The sequence below is a fragment of the Achromobacter sp. FW305-C-28 genome (genome assembly GCF_058783235.1).
The window spans coordinates 217333-232808 of the sequence record NZ_JBYSYL010000005.1 but is presented as its reverse complement, the minus strand read 5'-3'; the positions used below and the strand labels follow the sequence as shown (position 1 = coordinate 232808).

Here is a 15476-nt window from a genome sequence, read left to right as displayed (position 1 = left end):
GCCAGGCGCCCGCGCGCCGGCTATACCTTGAACAGCCTGCTCACAGTGGCTTCGGACAGTGCGCTACGCAGCGACAGTCCGCAACCAGCCAACGCCTCATCCAGCCTGCGCACCGACGCGTCATGCGCCGTCAGTCCGCTGATGTGCAACTGCTGGCCATCGTCTACTGACAACAACGGTGTTGCGACCTTCTTGTCACTACGCACCTGGGCAAGTAACGCGTCAAAGAATTCGTCGCCTTCGCGGAACAGATTGGCCATCTGCGCAGGTGTCGCGCCCAGATTGCGGGCCAATCGGCCGGCCAGGTCCAGCGCAACCAGGATATCGCGCACAGCGACCAGGCCCTTCTCAGGCTCCAGCCCTAGCGTCAGGCGCAGCTTGGCGTTTTCCACCCCCAGGATGTCGGAAATATTCAAGTGAGGAAAGCCGAAACTGGGACGATCACCGCAAGGCAGGTCATTGGCCACCGCCAACCGCTGGAACCTTCCCATGACCTCGCGCAGGCAATTGTCACGGTCGGCGGGTAAAAATGTCGCACTGATCGGCGACCGGATATCCAGAAACACCGCATTGGGGTCGGTGCTGGGCGCCAGTTGCAGCATGGCGTCACCCGCCAACGTTTTTTCATTGCCCATCCCGATCAGCGCACGCGGCAATCGGGCCGAATTGAGCGGTCCGATAAGACTCCGGTTGGCGTTGGCTATGGCTTGTCGGTACGCGTCCAGCTTATCCCCGGCATGCATCTCCAGGTGGATCATGCCTTGCAACGTGGTCGCCGATGGCTCGAACGACGCCTCCCGGGTGCCGGCGTTATACGCGGCAAACCGCGTCGGTTCGTTGTAGGTAGCCATCAAGCCGGCATTCAGGTGATCCATACCCCCCATGTCGAACTTCTGGCCGCTACGGAACAACACCACGTTAAGACGACCGCTGCCGACTTGCTGCTTGACTGCATCCAGGAATTCGGTGATGTCAGACTGGCTGGAGAGGTTCATGGTCGTATCGATGGCGATGGTGCACGAGTCCGCCAGCACGCCGCTGTCCAGCAGATTGCCGACCTGCATGGCAAGATTTTCCGGGGTATAGCGATTGTCATCCGTGGTGACGTTGTGATGAAACTCGGCGACAAACAGATCCAGCTTCACGTCGCCTGAGAGTTTTTCCTTCAAGGCGGCGACGCCGTTCGTGAGATCACGGCCGTCGAACGCGAATTGCTGGTAACGCGCAATCTCTCCAACCGCATAGGCGGATTCTTCGTAATAGCTGCGACGCTGCATCAGCACGTTCAGCTGTGTGGTGCCTTTCTGGGCCTGCACGCCGCTCAGCACCATGCTCAGCGCGTTCATTCCGCCATTGGCGATGGCGTACCTGGGTTCGATGGCCTGCGGCATGCCATGCAGCGTCGGCAATTCCAGCTTCAGTTGATCACGGCGGTAAGGCCGCAGAAGCGTCAGCGCCGTCGTGATTTCCTCGTTGACCAGATGCATGGCGTCCAGAAATTGGATCTGTGAATCTTTCGCGGCGTTAGCATTCCCGATGTGGCCCACGATGCGATTGCACAGATAGGCGAGCACGAGGTCGCCGGGCGCCTCGAAGGCATTCTGCGGCAAGGCATCCAGCTGTGCGAGCATGATGCCTCCCAGCAGATGAATATACGGCTTGCCGAAATCGTGCGGCTGGTAGACCAGCCCCTCCGTGTCCGACGCCGGTACGAAGCCGCCCGCCAGGGGATGCGTGGATGCCGAAGCCTGCACGAGCTTGCGGAATTCACTGATCACGGCGTGATCCTTCAGATCGGCGAAGGAGCCGTACTCTCGCAGGCCGGACTCCGGCGCGCCAAGCTCCACCAAATCCGCATTCATGGCAGCCAATGTCTTGCCCGATATGCATTGATGGATGCGCTCGGGCGATTCGGATTGCGCCCAGTTCTCCAGTATCTGCTGCGGTCCGGCGTTCATGCCTCGGCCGCTCATCAGTCCCGTCAATGTCTCGAATGCCACGACTCGCTGAAGCTGTGCGGTATTCCTCAGCGTAGCCAGGATCAATGCCGGTTGCTTGCCAACCGTCGTCATGTCTATCAGGGCCACCGTCTCGTCGAGCCGCTTGAACAACTCTTCCACGCGCGTCGATGCGTCGGGATCAGTTCCGACGTATTGCTTCAGCTGTTCGTTGACGACCCCTTCAAGCGTATTCTGCACTTTCTTCAACGCCGCCGCGTAAGCGGTCGATGTCAGGTCGCGTGGCATCAGCCCCCTGATATCGATCAAGACCGTTCCGCCCTCGGGATCCATCAGCCACTTCACCGCGGCAGTACAGATGGACGCTACATCCAATGCGCTTGCAGACAGCAGCGTATGTCCAGGCCCAAGCGCACTGAACTTCAACTTGGCGACTTCGAACGCATCCAATGATGCGACGGGGTATGCGGTTGCGCAGTTTTCTCCGCACAATTGAACTCGCTTCAGATGCTGGCCTGGGAAAACGTTCTTGCCGTGAAATCCCAACGACAGATCCAGTTCGGCACGGAAATTTTCTGCGATCATGCCGCCGGTTCGGTGATAGACGTGCGGCTGGGTCAACGGCGTGGTCTGCAGCTCGGACAGCGACTCGCCCGGCGTCGCATACTTGTACAGGTAGCCCAGCGAACGCTGGCGCAACGCCGATTGGAGCTCCCCCTGATTGCCGGAATCCAGGCCGTTGGCGAACTGGTTGAGCATGACGAAATTGGTATACCAATCACGGTGTTGGTCGTTGACTTCCGGCAGCAAGGTCCGAAAGAAATTCGACGGGCTTGCCATGTCAGTTGGCTTGGCCTGCAGCGCCGCGATGAATCCTTCCCACCCTTCGACGGTAAAACCTCCATCGGGATATCTTGGAATCTCTGGCGCTCCCTCCTGCAGCGATATCACAGCATCACTTTCGCCGGACGGTGAATGCAAAGCCAATACCCGGTCGACCGCGCGTGCCAGCGTGAACGCCGAAGGCGGCAACGCCAGCGCGTCCACGGCGCCACGCACCTGCTCCGCCAACTGCTCGAGCAGCACGGGCGGGACTGCACGCCCTTCCAGTTCGGTGCGAATCTGGCCGCGCACGGCGTCCCCGTCCAGCAGCAGCCGATGGGCATCGGTCAAGGCCAGCCGGACCTGTGCATAGGTTTCGGTGGTCAGCGGCGTGGCCAGCGAGTCCAGTACACGCCATGCCTGCATCGCGGCCAAGCCATCGTACTCGGCCGTGACCGCCGCCAGAAAAGCGTTCTTGAGCTTGCGGTTGTCCTGCTCCGTCAGGGTGTTCGCCCGATCATCCGACCGTAGCTCCACACCGCCATTGCCGTCCAGGACGAAGACGCTGCGATCGGCGCGGCCCCCCGCCGCCGTTTGAAAATTGCCCAGATTGATCGTCATGCCGCACCTCGAAGCAGTCCCGGATGCCGGTTCCGGGCGGTTGGCCCGAGGTCAGACGAACACGAAAGACCCCGGGGGCAAAGCGCGATCGGCAGGTTCGGCGGATCGTGAAAGCGCGTCTCTCGCCCGCAATGCGTGGCGATGGAACCCTTCCAGGTAGTCAAGCCAATCCCTGCTGAGTAACCGGTTCAGGTCGAAAGTTCCAGCCAGGATCAGTTCGCCGCTGAGCGCTTCGATGGAGAAATGCGGGCCGCTCGTCGGCATGCGCGCGTTGACCGCGGCCAGATCCCCGCAGATCCGGTCCAGCGCGGCCGCATCGCCGCCGATCCGGCAGACGGCCATGAGCGTGTCCGTCCAGGCGCCATGCCGCAGCTGGATGTCCAGGTCGTCCAGCCGCAACAGCAGACGTTGCGGCGCCCACTCATGCAGCCGCTCGGCGCCATGGCGGTCGGCCAAGGCGTCGATGGCCTGCTGGTACGGCGTCAGGTCTCCATCGGGCCGCGGCGTCGCCGTGGCCGCCACGCCCGGGCGCCAAGGCGGCGCGTCAGGCGCCTGCAACGCCGCGGCGCCGTCCGCAGCGATGGCGCCGAAGTGCGCCAGCCATTGCGCATAGCGCGCCGCCTCGTAACGGTGAGCCGGCAAGCGCAGGCTCAACACCCATTGGTCGGTCGCCGGTTCGTGGGACACCGCCGGAATCCATTCCGGGCAGGGATAGCCCAGGGTCAGCAGCGTGCGCCAGAAATGTGCCGGCGGCGTCGCGGGCGCGCGCCCCAGAGCGCTGAAGAACAACATGCTGTCGCTGCCTTCCACATAAGCCGCATGTACCGGCCAGCCCGAGGGGCGGCACAAGGCGCTGCCATCGGCATCCCATTGCACCGGCTCGGGCGACGCCTGGGCGTATTCCTTCAGGCAATCTTCATGGTTGGATCTGGGCATGGCGGTTCCTGGCAGGCGCCAACGGAGCGATAGCCGGCAAAAATAATGCAAACGGCGCGCGGCCGCAATCAGGCGAACCGCGCCATCAGGAAATCGATGAACGCGCGCGTGCGCGCCGACAGGTTGCGCTTGCTGGGGTAGTACACGAACAGGTCGGCCGACGGCAGGATGAAATCAGGCAGCACCACGCGCAGCCGGCCGCTTTCCAGGTACTTGGCCAGATCCCATTCAGAACGAATCAAAATGCCGTGGCCATCCAGCGCCCAGTTCAGCACGATGTCGCCGTCGTTGCTGGACAGCGCGCCGTGCACCTTCACGGTGTCGGCGCGGCCGTTGCGGGTGAAGCGCCACACGCCATAGGCGTCTTCGTTCTGGCGGTGGATGATGCACTGGTGCCGTTCCAGGTCTTTCAGGCTGGCGGGTTCGCCATGCTGCGCCAAGTAACGCGGCGCCGCGCACAGGAAGCGCCGGTTGGACAGGACGCGCCGGGCCACCAGGCGCTGGTCGGGCAAGGCGCCGAAACGGATGCCCAGGTCCACCCCGCTTTCGACCAGATCGATGGGGCGGTCGGTGACGTCCAGCTGCACCTCGACCTGCGGATGGCGCGCGGCGAACTCGGACACGATGGGCGCAATGGCGGTGCGGCCAAAGCCCAGCGTGGCATTGATGCGCAGCAGGCCCTTGGGCACCGAGCGGCTGGACGACACCACGTCTTCCATCTCGCGCACATCGGCCAGGATGCGCGTGGCGTAGTGCAGGTAGGTTTCGCCTTCGGGTGTGAGGCTGACGCTGCGCGTGGTGCGGTTAACCAGCCGCACACCCAGCCGCGCTTCAAGCTGGGCCAGGCGCTTGGTGGCGGCGGGCGGGGTCAGGTCGAGCATGCGCGCCACCGCCGACAGATTGCCGTGGCGGGCCAGCAGCACGAAGAATTCCAGCGAAGACGCCAGGTCGTGGTTCATGGAAAGCCCTTGCCCGAAGGCGCGTTCGCACCCGATGCCTGGCGCGGATTTATTCACTTAAAGTTAATAAAGATGTGATTTCCAGCGAATCATAATGCGAGGCGGCGCGAATAATCTACGGTTTTCCCTTCCGCCGCCCGGCCCAGGAGACAGCATGAAAATCATCGAGATTCGTGAGAAGACCGTTCCCATCAGTTCGCCCATCCGCAACGCCTACATCGACTTCAGCAAGATGACGCTGAGCCTGGTGGCGGTGGTGACCGACGTGATGCGCAACGGCAAGCGCGTGATCGGCTACGGCTTCAATTCCAATGGCCGCTATGGCCAGGGCATGCTGATGCGCGAACGCTTCATTCCCCGCCTGCTGGAAGCGGCCCCCGCCAGCCTGTTGAACGACGCGGGCGACAACCTGGATCCGCACCGCATCTGGAACACGATGTACACCAACGAAAAGCCCGGCGGCCACGGCGAACGCTCGGTGGCCATTGGCACGCTGGACATGGCGGTGTGGGACGCGGTGGCCAAGATCGAAGGCAAGCCCCTGTTCCAGCTGCTGGCCGAACGCTACGGCAACGGCCGCCCCGACCGCCGCGTGTTCGTCTACGCGGCCGGGGGCTACTACTACCCGGGACAGGACCACGCCAAGCTCAAGGACGAAATGCGCAGCTACGTCGACCGCGGCTACACCGTGGTCAAGAAGAAGATCGGCGGCGCCTCGCTGGACGAAGACCTGCGCCGCATCGATTCGATCCTGAGCGTGCTGGGCAACGGCCGCAAGCTGGCGGTCGACGCCAATGGCCGCTTCGACCTGGACACCGCCATCCGCTACGCCAAGGCGCTGTCGCAGTACGACCTTTTCTGGTTTGAGGAAGCCGGCGATCCGCTGGACTACGAGCTGCAAGCCACGCTGCGCAACTACTACGACAAGCCGATGGCCACCGGCGAGAACCTGTTTTCCATGCAGGACGCGCGCAACCTGATCCGCCACGGCGGCATGCGCCCGGACCGCGACTGGCTGCAATTCGACTGCGCCCTGAGCTACGGGCTGGTGGAATACCTGCGCACACTGGCCATGTTGCACCAGCACGGCTGGTCGGCCAGCCGTTGCATTCCGCACGGCGGCCACCAGATGTCGCTGAACATCGCCGCCGGCCTGGGGCTGGGCGGCAATGAATCCTATCCGGACCTGTTCCAGCCCTATGGCGGCTTTCCCGACGGCGTGCGGGTCGACAACGGCTATGTCACGCTGCCGGACTTGCCGGGCATCGGGTTTGAGGGCAAGTCGGATCTGATCGCCGAAATGCACAAGCTGGCGCAATGATGCCGGGCGGCGGCTATTCCAGGACCGTGGCCTCTTGCAGATATCGTCCGGGCGTCATGCCATAGGCGCGCTTGAACATGGCGATGAAATTGCCGGGCGTGGCGTAACCCAGTGCATCGGCCACCTGGGCCACGGGCTGGCCGAGGCTCAGGCGTTCCAGCGCGTGGATCAGGCGCAATTGCTGGCGCCATTGCGCAAAGCCCAGGCCGGTTTCCTCGGCGAACAAGCGCTGCGCGGTGCGCGGCGCCAGGCCGGCCTGCGCCGCCAGTGATTCCAGTGACCGGTTGTCGGCCGGGTCATCGGCCAGGGCCCGCGTCAATCTCGCCAGACGCCGGTCGCGCGGCCACGGCAGGTGCAGGGGTTCCTGCGGGGCGGCTTCGATCTCGTCCAGCAACACTGCCGCGAAACGCGACTGCGCCGCGTCCAGCGACAGCTTTTTCGGCCAGTCGCCCGCGCGCCGCACCATGCCGCGCAGCAGGCTGCCGACACCCAGCACGCAAGGCGCCACCGGCATGCCCGCGGCGGCGTCGGGATGCACCAACGCCACCCAGCCGCTGGCGGCGCCCGCCACGCTGACCTGATGACGCTGTCCGGGCGGAATCCAGCCCGCCCGCCGCGGTGGCAGCAACCACGACCCCGCGTCGGTATGCACGCGCATCGAGCCGCTATCCAGGCCGAACAACTGGCCGCGCGCATGCACATGCCAATCGTAGTCGCGCGAGCCCAGGCGAAACTCGTTGCCCGGCGCGTCCGCGCCGTGAAAGACGTACAGCGCGGGGCCGTCCAGCAGTTCGCTGTAGTCGGGGCCGGCGGACTGGGAAAGCACAAAGGTTGACGACGCTGACACGCCACGCCTTTCCAAAGATTTAGAAAGTTCTTAGATACACCTGCGCGGGCGGAGAGGTCAACTCGAATCAGGGCGCGTCTTTTTCGCGCCTGAGCAAGAAGGGTAGCCTGCGTTCGCACCGCGATGCCCGCCACACCGATCTTCCGACACAGAGAGCGCACAGCCAAGGAAGGGATATGCCCACGACCCCACACCAAACACGACTCGACGACATGCTCAGGCAAGTTGCCGTATGGGCGCAGGACAATTGGCCCCCTACCGGACTGCTGGAGCAATACCTGTCCGGCGCCGGCAGCCTCGGGCAGGCGATTATCGAGCTATCCACCATGGGTATGCGCAAATGCGGCCAAGGCCTGCTCGATGCCAGGCATGAGCAGCCGGCCAAGGCCATTCTGAATCTCGCCTCCGGCTTTGCACGCCGAGCGATCTCGGGAACCCTCTGCATCGAGTGCCTCAAGGGGACCCGACGCATGTCCACCAGTGACCTGGACACCCTCACCAACCTGGCGCTGGGTTGTCTCGCGCTGGGGCACCCCGGCCTCGCCGTGCTGGTGCATCAGTCGGTCATGGCTGGCCTGCGCGGCGGATACGGCGTGCGCGACGGCCACAACCATCACAATCGAACCACGCTGCGGTATTCGGCCTTCGGGCTGGGCTTGATCGGCGACTGGCTCGGCCAACCGCTGGATCTGGCGCAACATGCGCTGCCTGCCGATCCGACATGGCAACCGCTGGTTTCGCTGTGGCGCGAGCCGGACCTGGGCAGGCTGCTGCCTGCCCTGTTGATGGCTTGCGACGCCCACATCGCCCGCATCGGGCATACCGAACGCGAAGCGGAATCGAAAGACTTCGAGTTCTGCACACCGCTACTGGCCGTCCATCCCACGGAAATCCTCGCCATCCTGCGCCTGCGCGATCAGCTGGACCTGCCCAATCCCGAGCGCATTTCACATCCCCTGATGCAGACGCCCTACGCACGGATTACGTGCCGGGCGGCCGATCTTGTCCACGCCAACAAGCCCGACGCCTTGCTGGACCGCTTCCTGGAAGTCGCGCGCCAGCGCGATCCGGGCGCCCTGCCGGCGGGCTTGTAACCCCGGCCGACCCAGACTGGCGCAATGGCATGATTTGTCGGCGCGCCGTCATTACCGGAGAGGCACCACCAGGCGTCAAGCTTCAAGGGTGCCGGCGCCGCCGGCTTGCCTTGAGGACATCATGCAGAATCTCCACGTTTCCATCATCGGCGCCGGCCTGGGCGGCCTCTGCCTGGCGCAGGGCCTGGCGCGCGCCGGCATCGACTTCGACGTGTACGAACGCGATGCGCGCACCGACAGCCGGGTGCAGGGCTACCGCCTGCGCATCGACGCCACCGGCCAGGCGGCGCTGGCGCACTGCCTGCCGCCCAAACTCAACGCCCTGTTCCAGCAAAGCTGCTCGGTCCACGACGGCCCCGGCGCCATCCTGGATGCCCGCTTGCAGCCCCTGCCACAACGCGCCGCCGGCACCTGGCGGCTGGACGACAACGCCAATTCCGCGCCCGACCGCTCCGCGCACCGGCAGACGCTGCGCGAGATCCTGTTGTCGGGGCTGGGATCGCGCGTGCATTTCGACAGCCGGGTGATCAGCCTGAATGCGGCGGGTCCAAGCCTGGAGGGTGCGCCTGCGCGGCCCGACACGCTGGTGATCGCGGCCGATGGCGTGCATTCCGCGCTGCGGCGCCAACACCTGCCACAGGCGGCCCCCATGGATACGGGCACCGTCACGATTTTTGGTATGGCGCCCGCGGGCATCCTCGGCGAAACCGTTGAGGCCGCGGGCGCGGTCGAGCCTGAGCGGCGCCCGGATAGCCTCCCCCCAGTCTTACAGGCCGGTGCGGGCGTCGTCTTCGGCCCCGGCTACGCACTGGTGCTCGATGCCATGCGGCTGCCGGCGCTGGCGCAACTGGCCGAACGCCTGGCACCCGGCGCGCGATTGAGCGATGTGCCCAGCTACCAGTATTGGGCGGTGATCGGTGAGCGCACCGCGGTGTTGGGTGAGCTGGCGGCAGAGGCAGACTGCGCCGCCCCGGCGCACGCCACGGCCGAAGCAGACGTCGGCCTTCGCTTGCAACGCTCCACCGCACGTCTCCTGGCCACGGTGCATCCCGCGCTGGCCGCCATGGTGGCTGCCAGCGATCCGGCGGGCATCGCCTTGAAGATTGTCTACCGCGCGCCCGCCCTGCCTCGCTGGGCGCAGCCTGGCCTGACTTTCCTGGGCGACGCCGTGCACGCGATGAGCCCCGCAGGCGGACTGGGCGCGAACACGGCCCTGGCCGACGCGCAATCGCTGGCCAGCTTGCTGGCGCAGACGCGACAAGGCCTGCCGCTGGGGCAGGCCTTGCAACGCTATGAGGAAGATCTGCGACGACGAGGGGATGCCGCCGTACAACAATCCACGCTGGCCGCCGCGCGCATCATGGGTCGCTGACGCCTTGGGTCGGATGAACGATAATCAGCGGCTTGAAGTTGCCGTTCGGCACCCGGCCCACCTCCCATCCCACTGCCAACATGCGCCTGCGTTCGACACTTTGCCGTAGCCTATTTGCCACGCTCGTCCTGAGCGCATCGTCCATCGCGCAGGCACAAGACTGCAAGGCGGACGACTACTCGCCGATCTGTACCGACATGCGGGCACAGGCCGCCTACGAGCAGGCGGATGGCGACCTCAACAGGGTCTATCAGCAGGTGCTGAAAAGGCTGTCACAGCCTCGCAATGAATATATTGACTACCCCGCGCTCAAGACAAAGTTCACCGAAGCCCAGCGACATTGGGTCCGCTTTCGAGACAGCGAGTGCGATGCCTGGTACGGGGTCAACCAGGCCGGTACCGGACGCAACGCAGACCAGATGGCCTGCCTGCTCAAGAGAACGCAACAGCGTACCCAGCAGTTACAGGAGTGGCAGGCCTATTTGCCCTGACGCGTGCGAGGCACGCGCCAGGGCAATCCGACAGGCCCTGTCCACCCGGCAAGCCGTGCCGACAGGGCCACGCGGCATCAATGGTCCGCGGCCTGCGGTTCCAGCGCCGGCGCTTTGCGCGCCTTGCGCAGGAACACCACCAGCTGCCACACCACCGCGGCGCCGATCAGGCCCAGCAGCGTGCCGCTGATCGGACGCGAGAAGAACGTACCGAACTCGCCGCGGCTGAGCAGCATGGCGCGCCGGAAGTTCTCTTCCAGCATCGGGCCCAGGATGAAGCCCAGCATCAACGGCGCCGCTTCCATGCCCAGGCGCAGGAACAGGTAGCCGATCAGGCCGAAGATTGCCGTGATGTAGATGTCGTCCAGGTTGTTGTTGATGCTGAACGTGCCGATGCAGCAGAAGAACAGGATCGCCGGGAACAGCACCGTGTACGGGATCTTGAACACCGACAGCCAGTAGCGCACCAGCGGCACGTTCAGGATCAAGAGGAAGCAGTTGCCCACCCACATGCTGGCCACCAGGCCCCAGAACAGGTCCGGGTGGGTGGCGATCATGTTGGGGCCGGGCTGGATGCCCTTGACGATGAACGCGGCCAGCATCAGCGCCATGACGGCGTTTTCGGGAATGCCGATGGCCATCAACGGAATGAAGCTGGTGCGTGCGGCCGCTTCGTCGGCGGCGGCTTGACCGGCCACGCCTTCGATGGCGCCGCTACCGATTTCGTCGCGATACTTGCTGAAGCGCTTGTCGGCGGCATAGGCGGCGAACTGCGCGATGGTGGGGCCGCCGCCGGGCAGGATGCCCAGCACCGAACCGACCACGCTGCCGCGCAACGCGCTGGGGATGATGCGCTTGAACTCGGGCCACGTCGGAATCAGCTTGATCTTGCCGTTGAACGGCGTCAGCGTATTGCGGTTGTCCAGGTTCTTGACGATTTCGGCGATACCGAAGCAGCCCAGCGCGATGCTGATCAGCCCCACGCCGTCCTGCAGGAAAGCCAGGTCCATCGTGTAGCGCGCCACGCCGCTGTTCACGTCGGTGCCGATCACGCCCAGCAGGATGCCGATCATGGCCATGGCCAGGCCGTTGAGCAGGCTGCCGCTGCTGACGAAGCTGACGCAGAAAAAGCCCAGCAGCATCAGCGCGCAGTAGTCGGCCGGACCGAACAGCAGGCCCACTTCGCCCAGCGCCGGCGCCATCGTCGACAACACCACGATGGCGACCGTGCCGCCGATGAAGCTGGAGACGCCCGCGGTGAACAAGGCCAGGCCGGTCTTGCCCTTCAGGTTCATCTGGTAGCCGTCGATACACGCCACGATACTGCTGGCATGCGGGATCTTCATGGTGATGGCGCTGACACTATCGCCGTATTGGGCGCCGTAGTAGATGCCGGCCAGCATGATCAGCGCGCCGCCGGTGGGAATGGAATAGGTCAGCGGCAACAGCAGGCTGATGGTGGACAGCGGGCCCAGGCCCGGCAGCAGGCCGACCAGGGTGCCGACCACGCAACCGATGGCGCAGTACATCAGGTTCTGCAGCGTCAGCGCGTGTTCGAAACCGAACGCGAGGTTGTTCAGGATTTCCATGGTTGTCGCTCTTTCAGAACAAGGGCAGGTTAAGGCCGAGCAGATTCCGGAAGGCAAATGCCACCGCGATCAGGCCCAGGGAAATCTTGATGTTGCGCACCACCGAATACGAGGTGCCGGCCAGCGTCGAGCAGAACACCAGGAAGATGATGCCGACGATCATGTTGATGAAACCGGACACCACCGCAAAGCCGCACAGGCTGAGCATGATGATCGCGATGTTCTTGAAGCTGTAGCTGAGCGGCACCGGCGGCACGAAGCGCGAGCGCAGCACGGTAATCAGGCCGATCACCCCCAACAGCGAACTGACCATCAACGGGAACAAGCCCGGTCCGGATCGGCTGAACGTCCCCAATTGATATTTCGTGGCCGCCAATCCGAACAACAAAGCGAAGGCGATCATGAAGAGCCCCGCGACGAAGTTTCTATTGCTTAGATACATAAGACACGCCCTCCCAGGCGATGCATTTTTTGCTTATTTTTTCTGCCCGGTTCTCACACCGGCCAGCTTTGCTCGCCTGTCTTCCCGCTGAAAATTTCGGTGCTGCGGACGAGTTCGGCAGATAGTAGAGATCGACACTTCCAATCTGCTTTCGCTTTTTGCGCCGGAACGCGCCAAACACTTATCGCTTTCCCGTAGGTCGCGTGACATGAAGCTGACTGATTTCTGAATGCATGTAAAAATTCAGGAAGCCGTCAGGCACGACCCCATTTTCAGCAAGATGAAAACCCCGCGCGCAGGGCGATCCGACGCTGCGGACAACGGCAGCGGGAGGGGAAAAATGGGATGGAAACCCAGGCGAAAAACCCGGGTGGAAAGCGGTGCTGAAAAGCGGCGCGCGATCAGCCGCCGTGTACCCCGCCCCGATAGGTCTTGATCTGCCCGCGCAGTTCGCCATCGGGATGCGCCGCGGTGGATGCGCTGACATACCAGCGCTCGGCGATCAGGTCTTCGATCTGCGCCGGGGTCAACGTGCTGCGGCCCTGCAATTCACGCGCGCCACGGTCTTCTTCCAGCACGAAGGGCGGCAACACGATGACGGCGGGTGCGTTCTCGCGTTCGGTCGCGGGCCCGTGAAAGGCCGCCTGCGTTTCAGGCCCGGTCATGCGGGCCAGCGTCACGCGCCATTCCAGCACGCCGGTGGCGGTGTACAGCGTGGCGCGCATCGAGCCGCCCGCCGGGGCCTTGACCGGCGGCACCACGTACGCGGCATCGATCGAGGCATCGAAGAACATGAACTCGGGCCGTGGCGCCGCGCCCCCCGCCTGGGTCGACGCGCCGCGTTCGGATGCGGTCGGCGCCACGCCGAAACCGCCTGACCAGGCGGCGCGCGCCAGGGCAAGCCCTGCCGTGCCCGCGGCCAGCCTGAGCAATGCGTGAAGGGTCTGACGTCGGCTGAACATGGGTATCCTTTTTTAAGGACCAACAGGGAAGAAGAGGGAGATAAAAAAAATCCCGCCGGACTGCGGCGGGACTATCGTAGCGCGGGCCAGCCGTGCGCAGACGGCGGCCGGTCAGGCGTGCGCCAGGGCCAGGCGCGGCTGCCCGGCGCCTTGCGTATTTTCGCGCAGCTTGAACAGCGCCACCGTGCCGGCCAGGGCGCGCGCCTGGTCGCTCAGCATGGCCGAGGCGGCGGCCGACTCTTCCACCAGCGCGGCGTTCTGCTGCGTGGCCTGGTCCATGTCCGACACGGCGCGGTCGATCTGGCTGATGCCCACGCTTTGTTCGGCCATGGCGCCGTGAATCTCGCTGACCAGGCGCTGCACGCGCGAAATGCCGTCGACGATCTCGCCCATGGTCACACCGGCCGCCTGCACGCGTTCAGTGCCGCTCTTGACGTTCTGCACCGAGGTCTGGATCAAGCCGCGGATCTCTTGCGCCGATGCCGCGCTGCGTTGCGCCAGCGTGCGCACTTCGCCCGCCACCACGGCAAAGCCGCGGCCCTGTTCGCCCGCGCGGGCCGCTTCCACCGCGGCGTTCAGCGCCAGGATATTGGTCTGGAAGGCAATGCCGTCGATCACGCTGATGATCTCGGTGATGCGCTCGGACGACTGCGAGATCGCGCTCATCGTGGTGACGGCGTCCGTCACCACCTGACCGCCGCGTTCGGCGGCCGAACTGGCTTCGGTGGCCAGGCGCGTCGCCTGTTCCGCGGTCTCTTCCGTCTGGCGCACGCTGGAGGTCAGCTGCGTCAGCGCCGACGACGTCTCCTGCAAGGAGCCGGCCGACGTTTCCGTGCGCTGCGACAGATCGCGGTTGCCCATTTCGATTTCGCTGGTGGCGGCGGTCATGGAATGTACGCCGGTGCGCACATCCAGCATGACGTGGCTGATCTTGTCGACAAACGCGTTGAACGATGCCGAGATCTGCGCCACTTCATCATGGCCCACCACCGACAGCCGATGCGTCATGTCGCCGTCGCCCGAGCCGATCGTGTCCATGGCGTCGCGCACCGCCGACAGGCGCTTGAAGGCGCGCGAGGTCACCACGCTGGCCAGCAGCACGGCCACCAGCGTCAGCACCACCACCGACACCAGCGTGGCATTGAGCACCTGCGTGAGGCCGGCGGTGGCCTCGGCCCGGTCCAGCGCGATCACCAGGAACCAGTCAGTGCCCGGAATGGCGCGCGCCTTGAGCAGCTTGGGCACGCCGGCCAGCGTCACCGCCACCGGCGCCGCGCCGTCATGCGCCATGCCGGCCAGGACCGCGGGCGTAAGTTCGGCGGCCACGTCGGTGGACGGCTTCAATGCCAGCTTGTCGTCCACGTGCGAGATCACCTGGCCATCGGCGGCCAGCACGAATGCAATGCTGGACGGCGTGGGCCGGATGGCCTTGATGATGGCCTGGATGCCGTCCAGCGGCACGGCGCCGCTCAGCGCGCCGACGGTCTGGCCGCTACGCACCATGGGCGTGGTGAAGGCCACGTACAGCTTGCCCGTGCCCGAATCGCCATAGGGCTTGGTCACGGTCAGTTTGCCCGCGGCCACCGCGCTCTTGTACCAGGGGCGCGCCGTGGGGTCGTAGTCGGCGGCCGTCTGCGTGGTCGACAGATAGCTCTTGTCCGACCAGCCGATGGTGGTGATGGGAAAGCCGTTGGTCTCGCCCATCAGCTTGGCCAGGCCGCGCGGGTCGCCCTTTTCGACGACGGCGGCGGTGGCGGTCACGGCCTGAGCCTTGTCGGCAGACCAGCGTTCGATGGCGCTGGCATTGCCGGCGGCGATGGCGTCCAGGTCGGCCGAGATGGTCGCCATCATGTTGTCGCGCACGATCTGGTACGTGACGATGCCCGAGAGCACCAGCGCGCCGATGACGGTGACGCAGGTAATCAACAGGATCCTGTTGCGCAACGAGGTGATTTTCATGCTTGCCTTCTGACTGCAACTGCCCATGCCGGAGGGCACGGGTATCCAGGTACACGGCGCTTGCGGCCGCGTCACCCTGGCTTACGGCAGTGCAACATGGGAC

General features: G+C 64.7%; 12 protein-coding genes. 4 read left to right on the top strand and 8 right to left on the bottom strand.

Annotated features, from left to right (window positions below):
* Positions 1 to 20: 20 nt before the first annotated feature.
* The 3 genes from AC3WMR_RS15310 to AC3WMR_RS15300 all read right to left on the bottom strand — a co-directional run bounded on the left by AC3WMR_RS15310 (position 21) and on the right by AC3WMR_RS15300 (position 5296).
* Positions 21 to 3401, bottom strand: coding sequence for a hypothetical protein (locus tag AC3WMR_RS15310; RefSeq protein ID WP_492264347.1), 3381 nt, complete (start codon positions 3399 to 3401; stop codon positions 21 to 23).
* A 51-nt stretch (positions 3402 to 3452) separates the two neighbouring features.
* A complete protein-coding gene (locus AC3WMR_RS15305) occupies positions 3453 to 4337 on the bottom strand; it encodes a type III secretion system chaperone (protein ID WP_492264348.1) in 885 nt (294 codons plus the stop codon).
* Positions 4338 to 4405: 68 nt separating this feature from the next.
* Positions 4406 to 5296 (bottom strand): LysR family transcriptional regulator, encoded by an 891-nt coding sequence (locus AC3WMR_RS15300; RefSeq protein ID WP_492264349.1) that lies wholly within the window; start codon positions 5294 to 5296, stop codon positions 4406 to 4408.
* Positions 5297 to 5450: 154 nt separating this feature from the next.
* On the opposite strand from AC3WMR_RS15300, the gene AC3WMR_RS15295 reads away from it, so the two are divergent.
* On the top strand, positions 5451 to 6617 hold the full coding sequence (locus AC3WMR_RS15295) for a mandelate racemase/muconate lactonizing enzyme family protein (RefSeq protein WP_492264350.1): 1167 nt from the start codon (positions 5451 to 5453) through the stop codon (positions 6615 to 6617).
* A gap of 13 nt (positions 6618 to 6630) precedes the next feature.
* Here AC3WMR_RS15295 and AC3WMR_RS15290 read toward each other — a convergent pair whose 3' ends face one another.
* Positions 6631 to 7464 (bottom strand): AraC family transcriptional regulator, encoded by an 834-nt coding sequence (locus AC3WMR_RS15290; RefSeq protein ID WP_492281574.1) that lies wholly within the window; start codon positions 7462 to 7464, stop codon positions 6631 to 6633.
* A gap of 176 nt (positions 7465 to 7640) precedes the next feature.
* Here AC3WMR_RS15290 and AC3WMR_RS15285 point away from each other — a divergent pair, with 176 nt between their 5' ends.
* The 3 genes from AC3WMR_RS15285 (at position 7641) to AC3WMR_RS15275 (ending at position 10421) form a co-directional block, all read left to right on the top strand.
* Positions 7641 to 8558: a hypothetical protein gene (locus tag AC3WMR_RS15285; protein WP_492264352.1), complete on the top strand. Its 918-nt coding sequence runs from the start codon at positions 7641 to 7643 to the stop codon at positions 8556 to 8558.
* A 121-nt stretch (positions 8559 to 8679) separates the two neighbouring features.
* Entirely contained in the window at positions 8680 to 9930 is a 1251-nt protein-coding gene (locus AC3WMR_RS15280) for an FAD-dependent oxidoreductase (RefSeq protein ID WP_492264353.1), read from the top strand.
* A gap of 32 nt (positions 9931 to 9962) precedes the next feature.
* The gene (locus AC3WMR_RS15275; protein WP_492264354.1) at positions 9963 to 10421 is read left to right on the top strand and encodes a lysozyme inhibitor LprI family protein; all 459 of its coding nucleotides are present in this window, start codon (positions 9963 to 9965) and stop codon (positions 10419 to 10421) included.
* Between the two features lie 77 nt (positions 10422 to 10498).
* On the opposite strand, the gene AC3WMR_RS15270 is transcribed toward AC3WMR_RS15275, so the two are convergent.
* The 4 genes from AC3WMR_RS15270 to AC3WMR_RS15255 all read right to left on the bottom strand — a co-directional run bounded on the left by AC3WMR_RS15270 (position 10499) and on the right by AC3WMR_RS15255 (position 15373).
* Positions 10499 to 12010 (bottom strand): tripartite tricarboxylate transporter permease, encoded by a 1512-nt coding sequence (locus AC3WMR_RS15270; protein WP_492264355.1) that lies wholly within the window; start codon positions 12008 to 12010, stop codon positions 10499 to 10501.
* Between the two features lie 13 nt (positions 12011 to 12023).
* Entirely contained in the window at positions 12024 to 12452 is a 429-nt protein-coding gene (locus AC3WMR_RS15265; RefSeq protein WP_025139177.1) for a tripartite tricarboxylate transporter TctB family protein, read from the bottom strand.
* Between the two features lie 401 nt (positions 12453 to 12853).
* Positions 12854 to 13414 (bottom strand): CHRD domain-containing protein, encoded by a 561-nt coding sequence (locus tag AC3WMR_RS15260; RefSeq protein ID WP_492264356.1) that lies wholly within the window; start codon positions 13412 to 13414, stop codon positions 12854 to 12856.
* A 111-nt stretch (positions 13415 to 13525) separates the two neighbouring features.
* On the bottom strand, positions 13526 to 15373 hold the full coding sequence (locus AC3WMR_RS15255) for a methyl-accepting chemotaxis protein (protein WP_492264357.1): 1848 nt from the start codon (positions 15371 to 15373) through the stop codon (positions 13526 to 13528).
* Between the last annotated feature and the right edge of the window lie 103 nt (positions 15374 to 15476).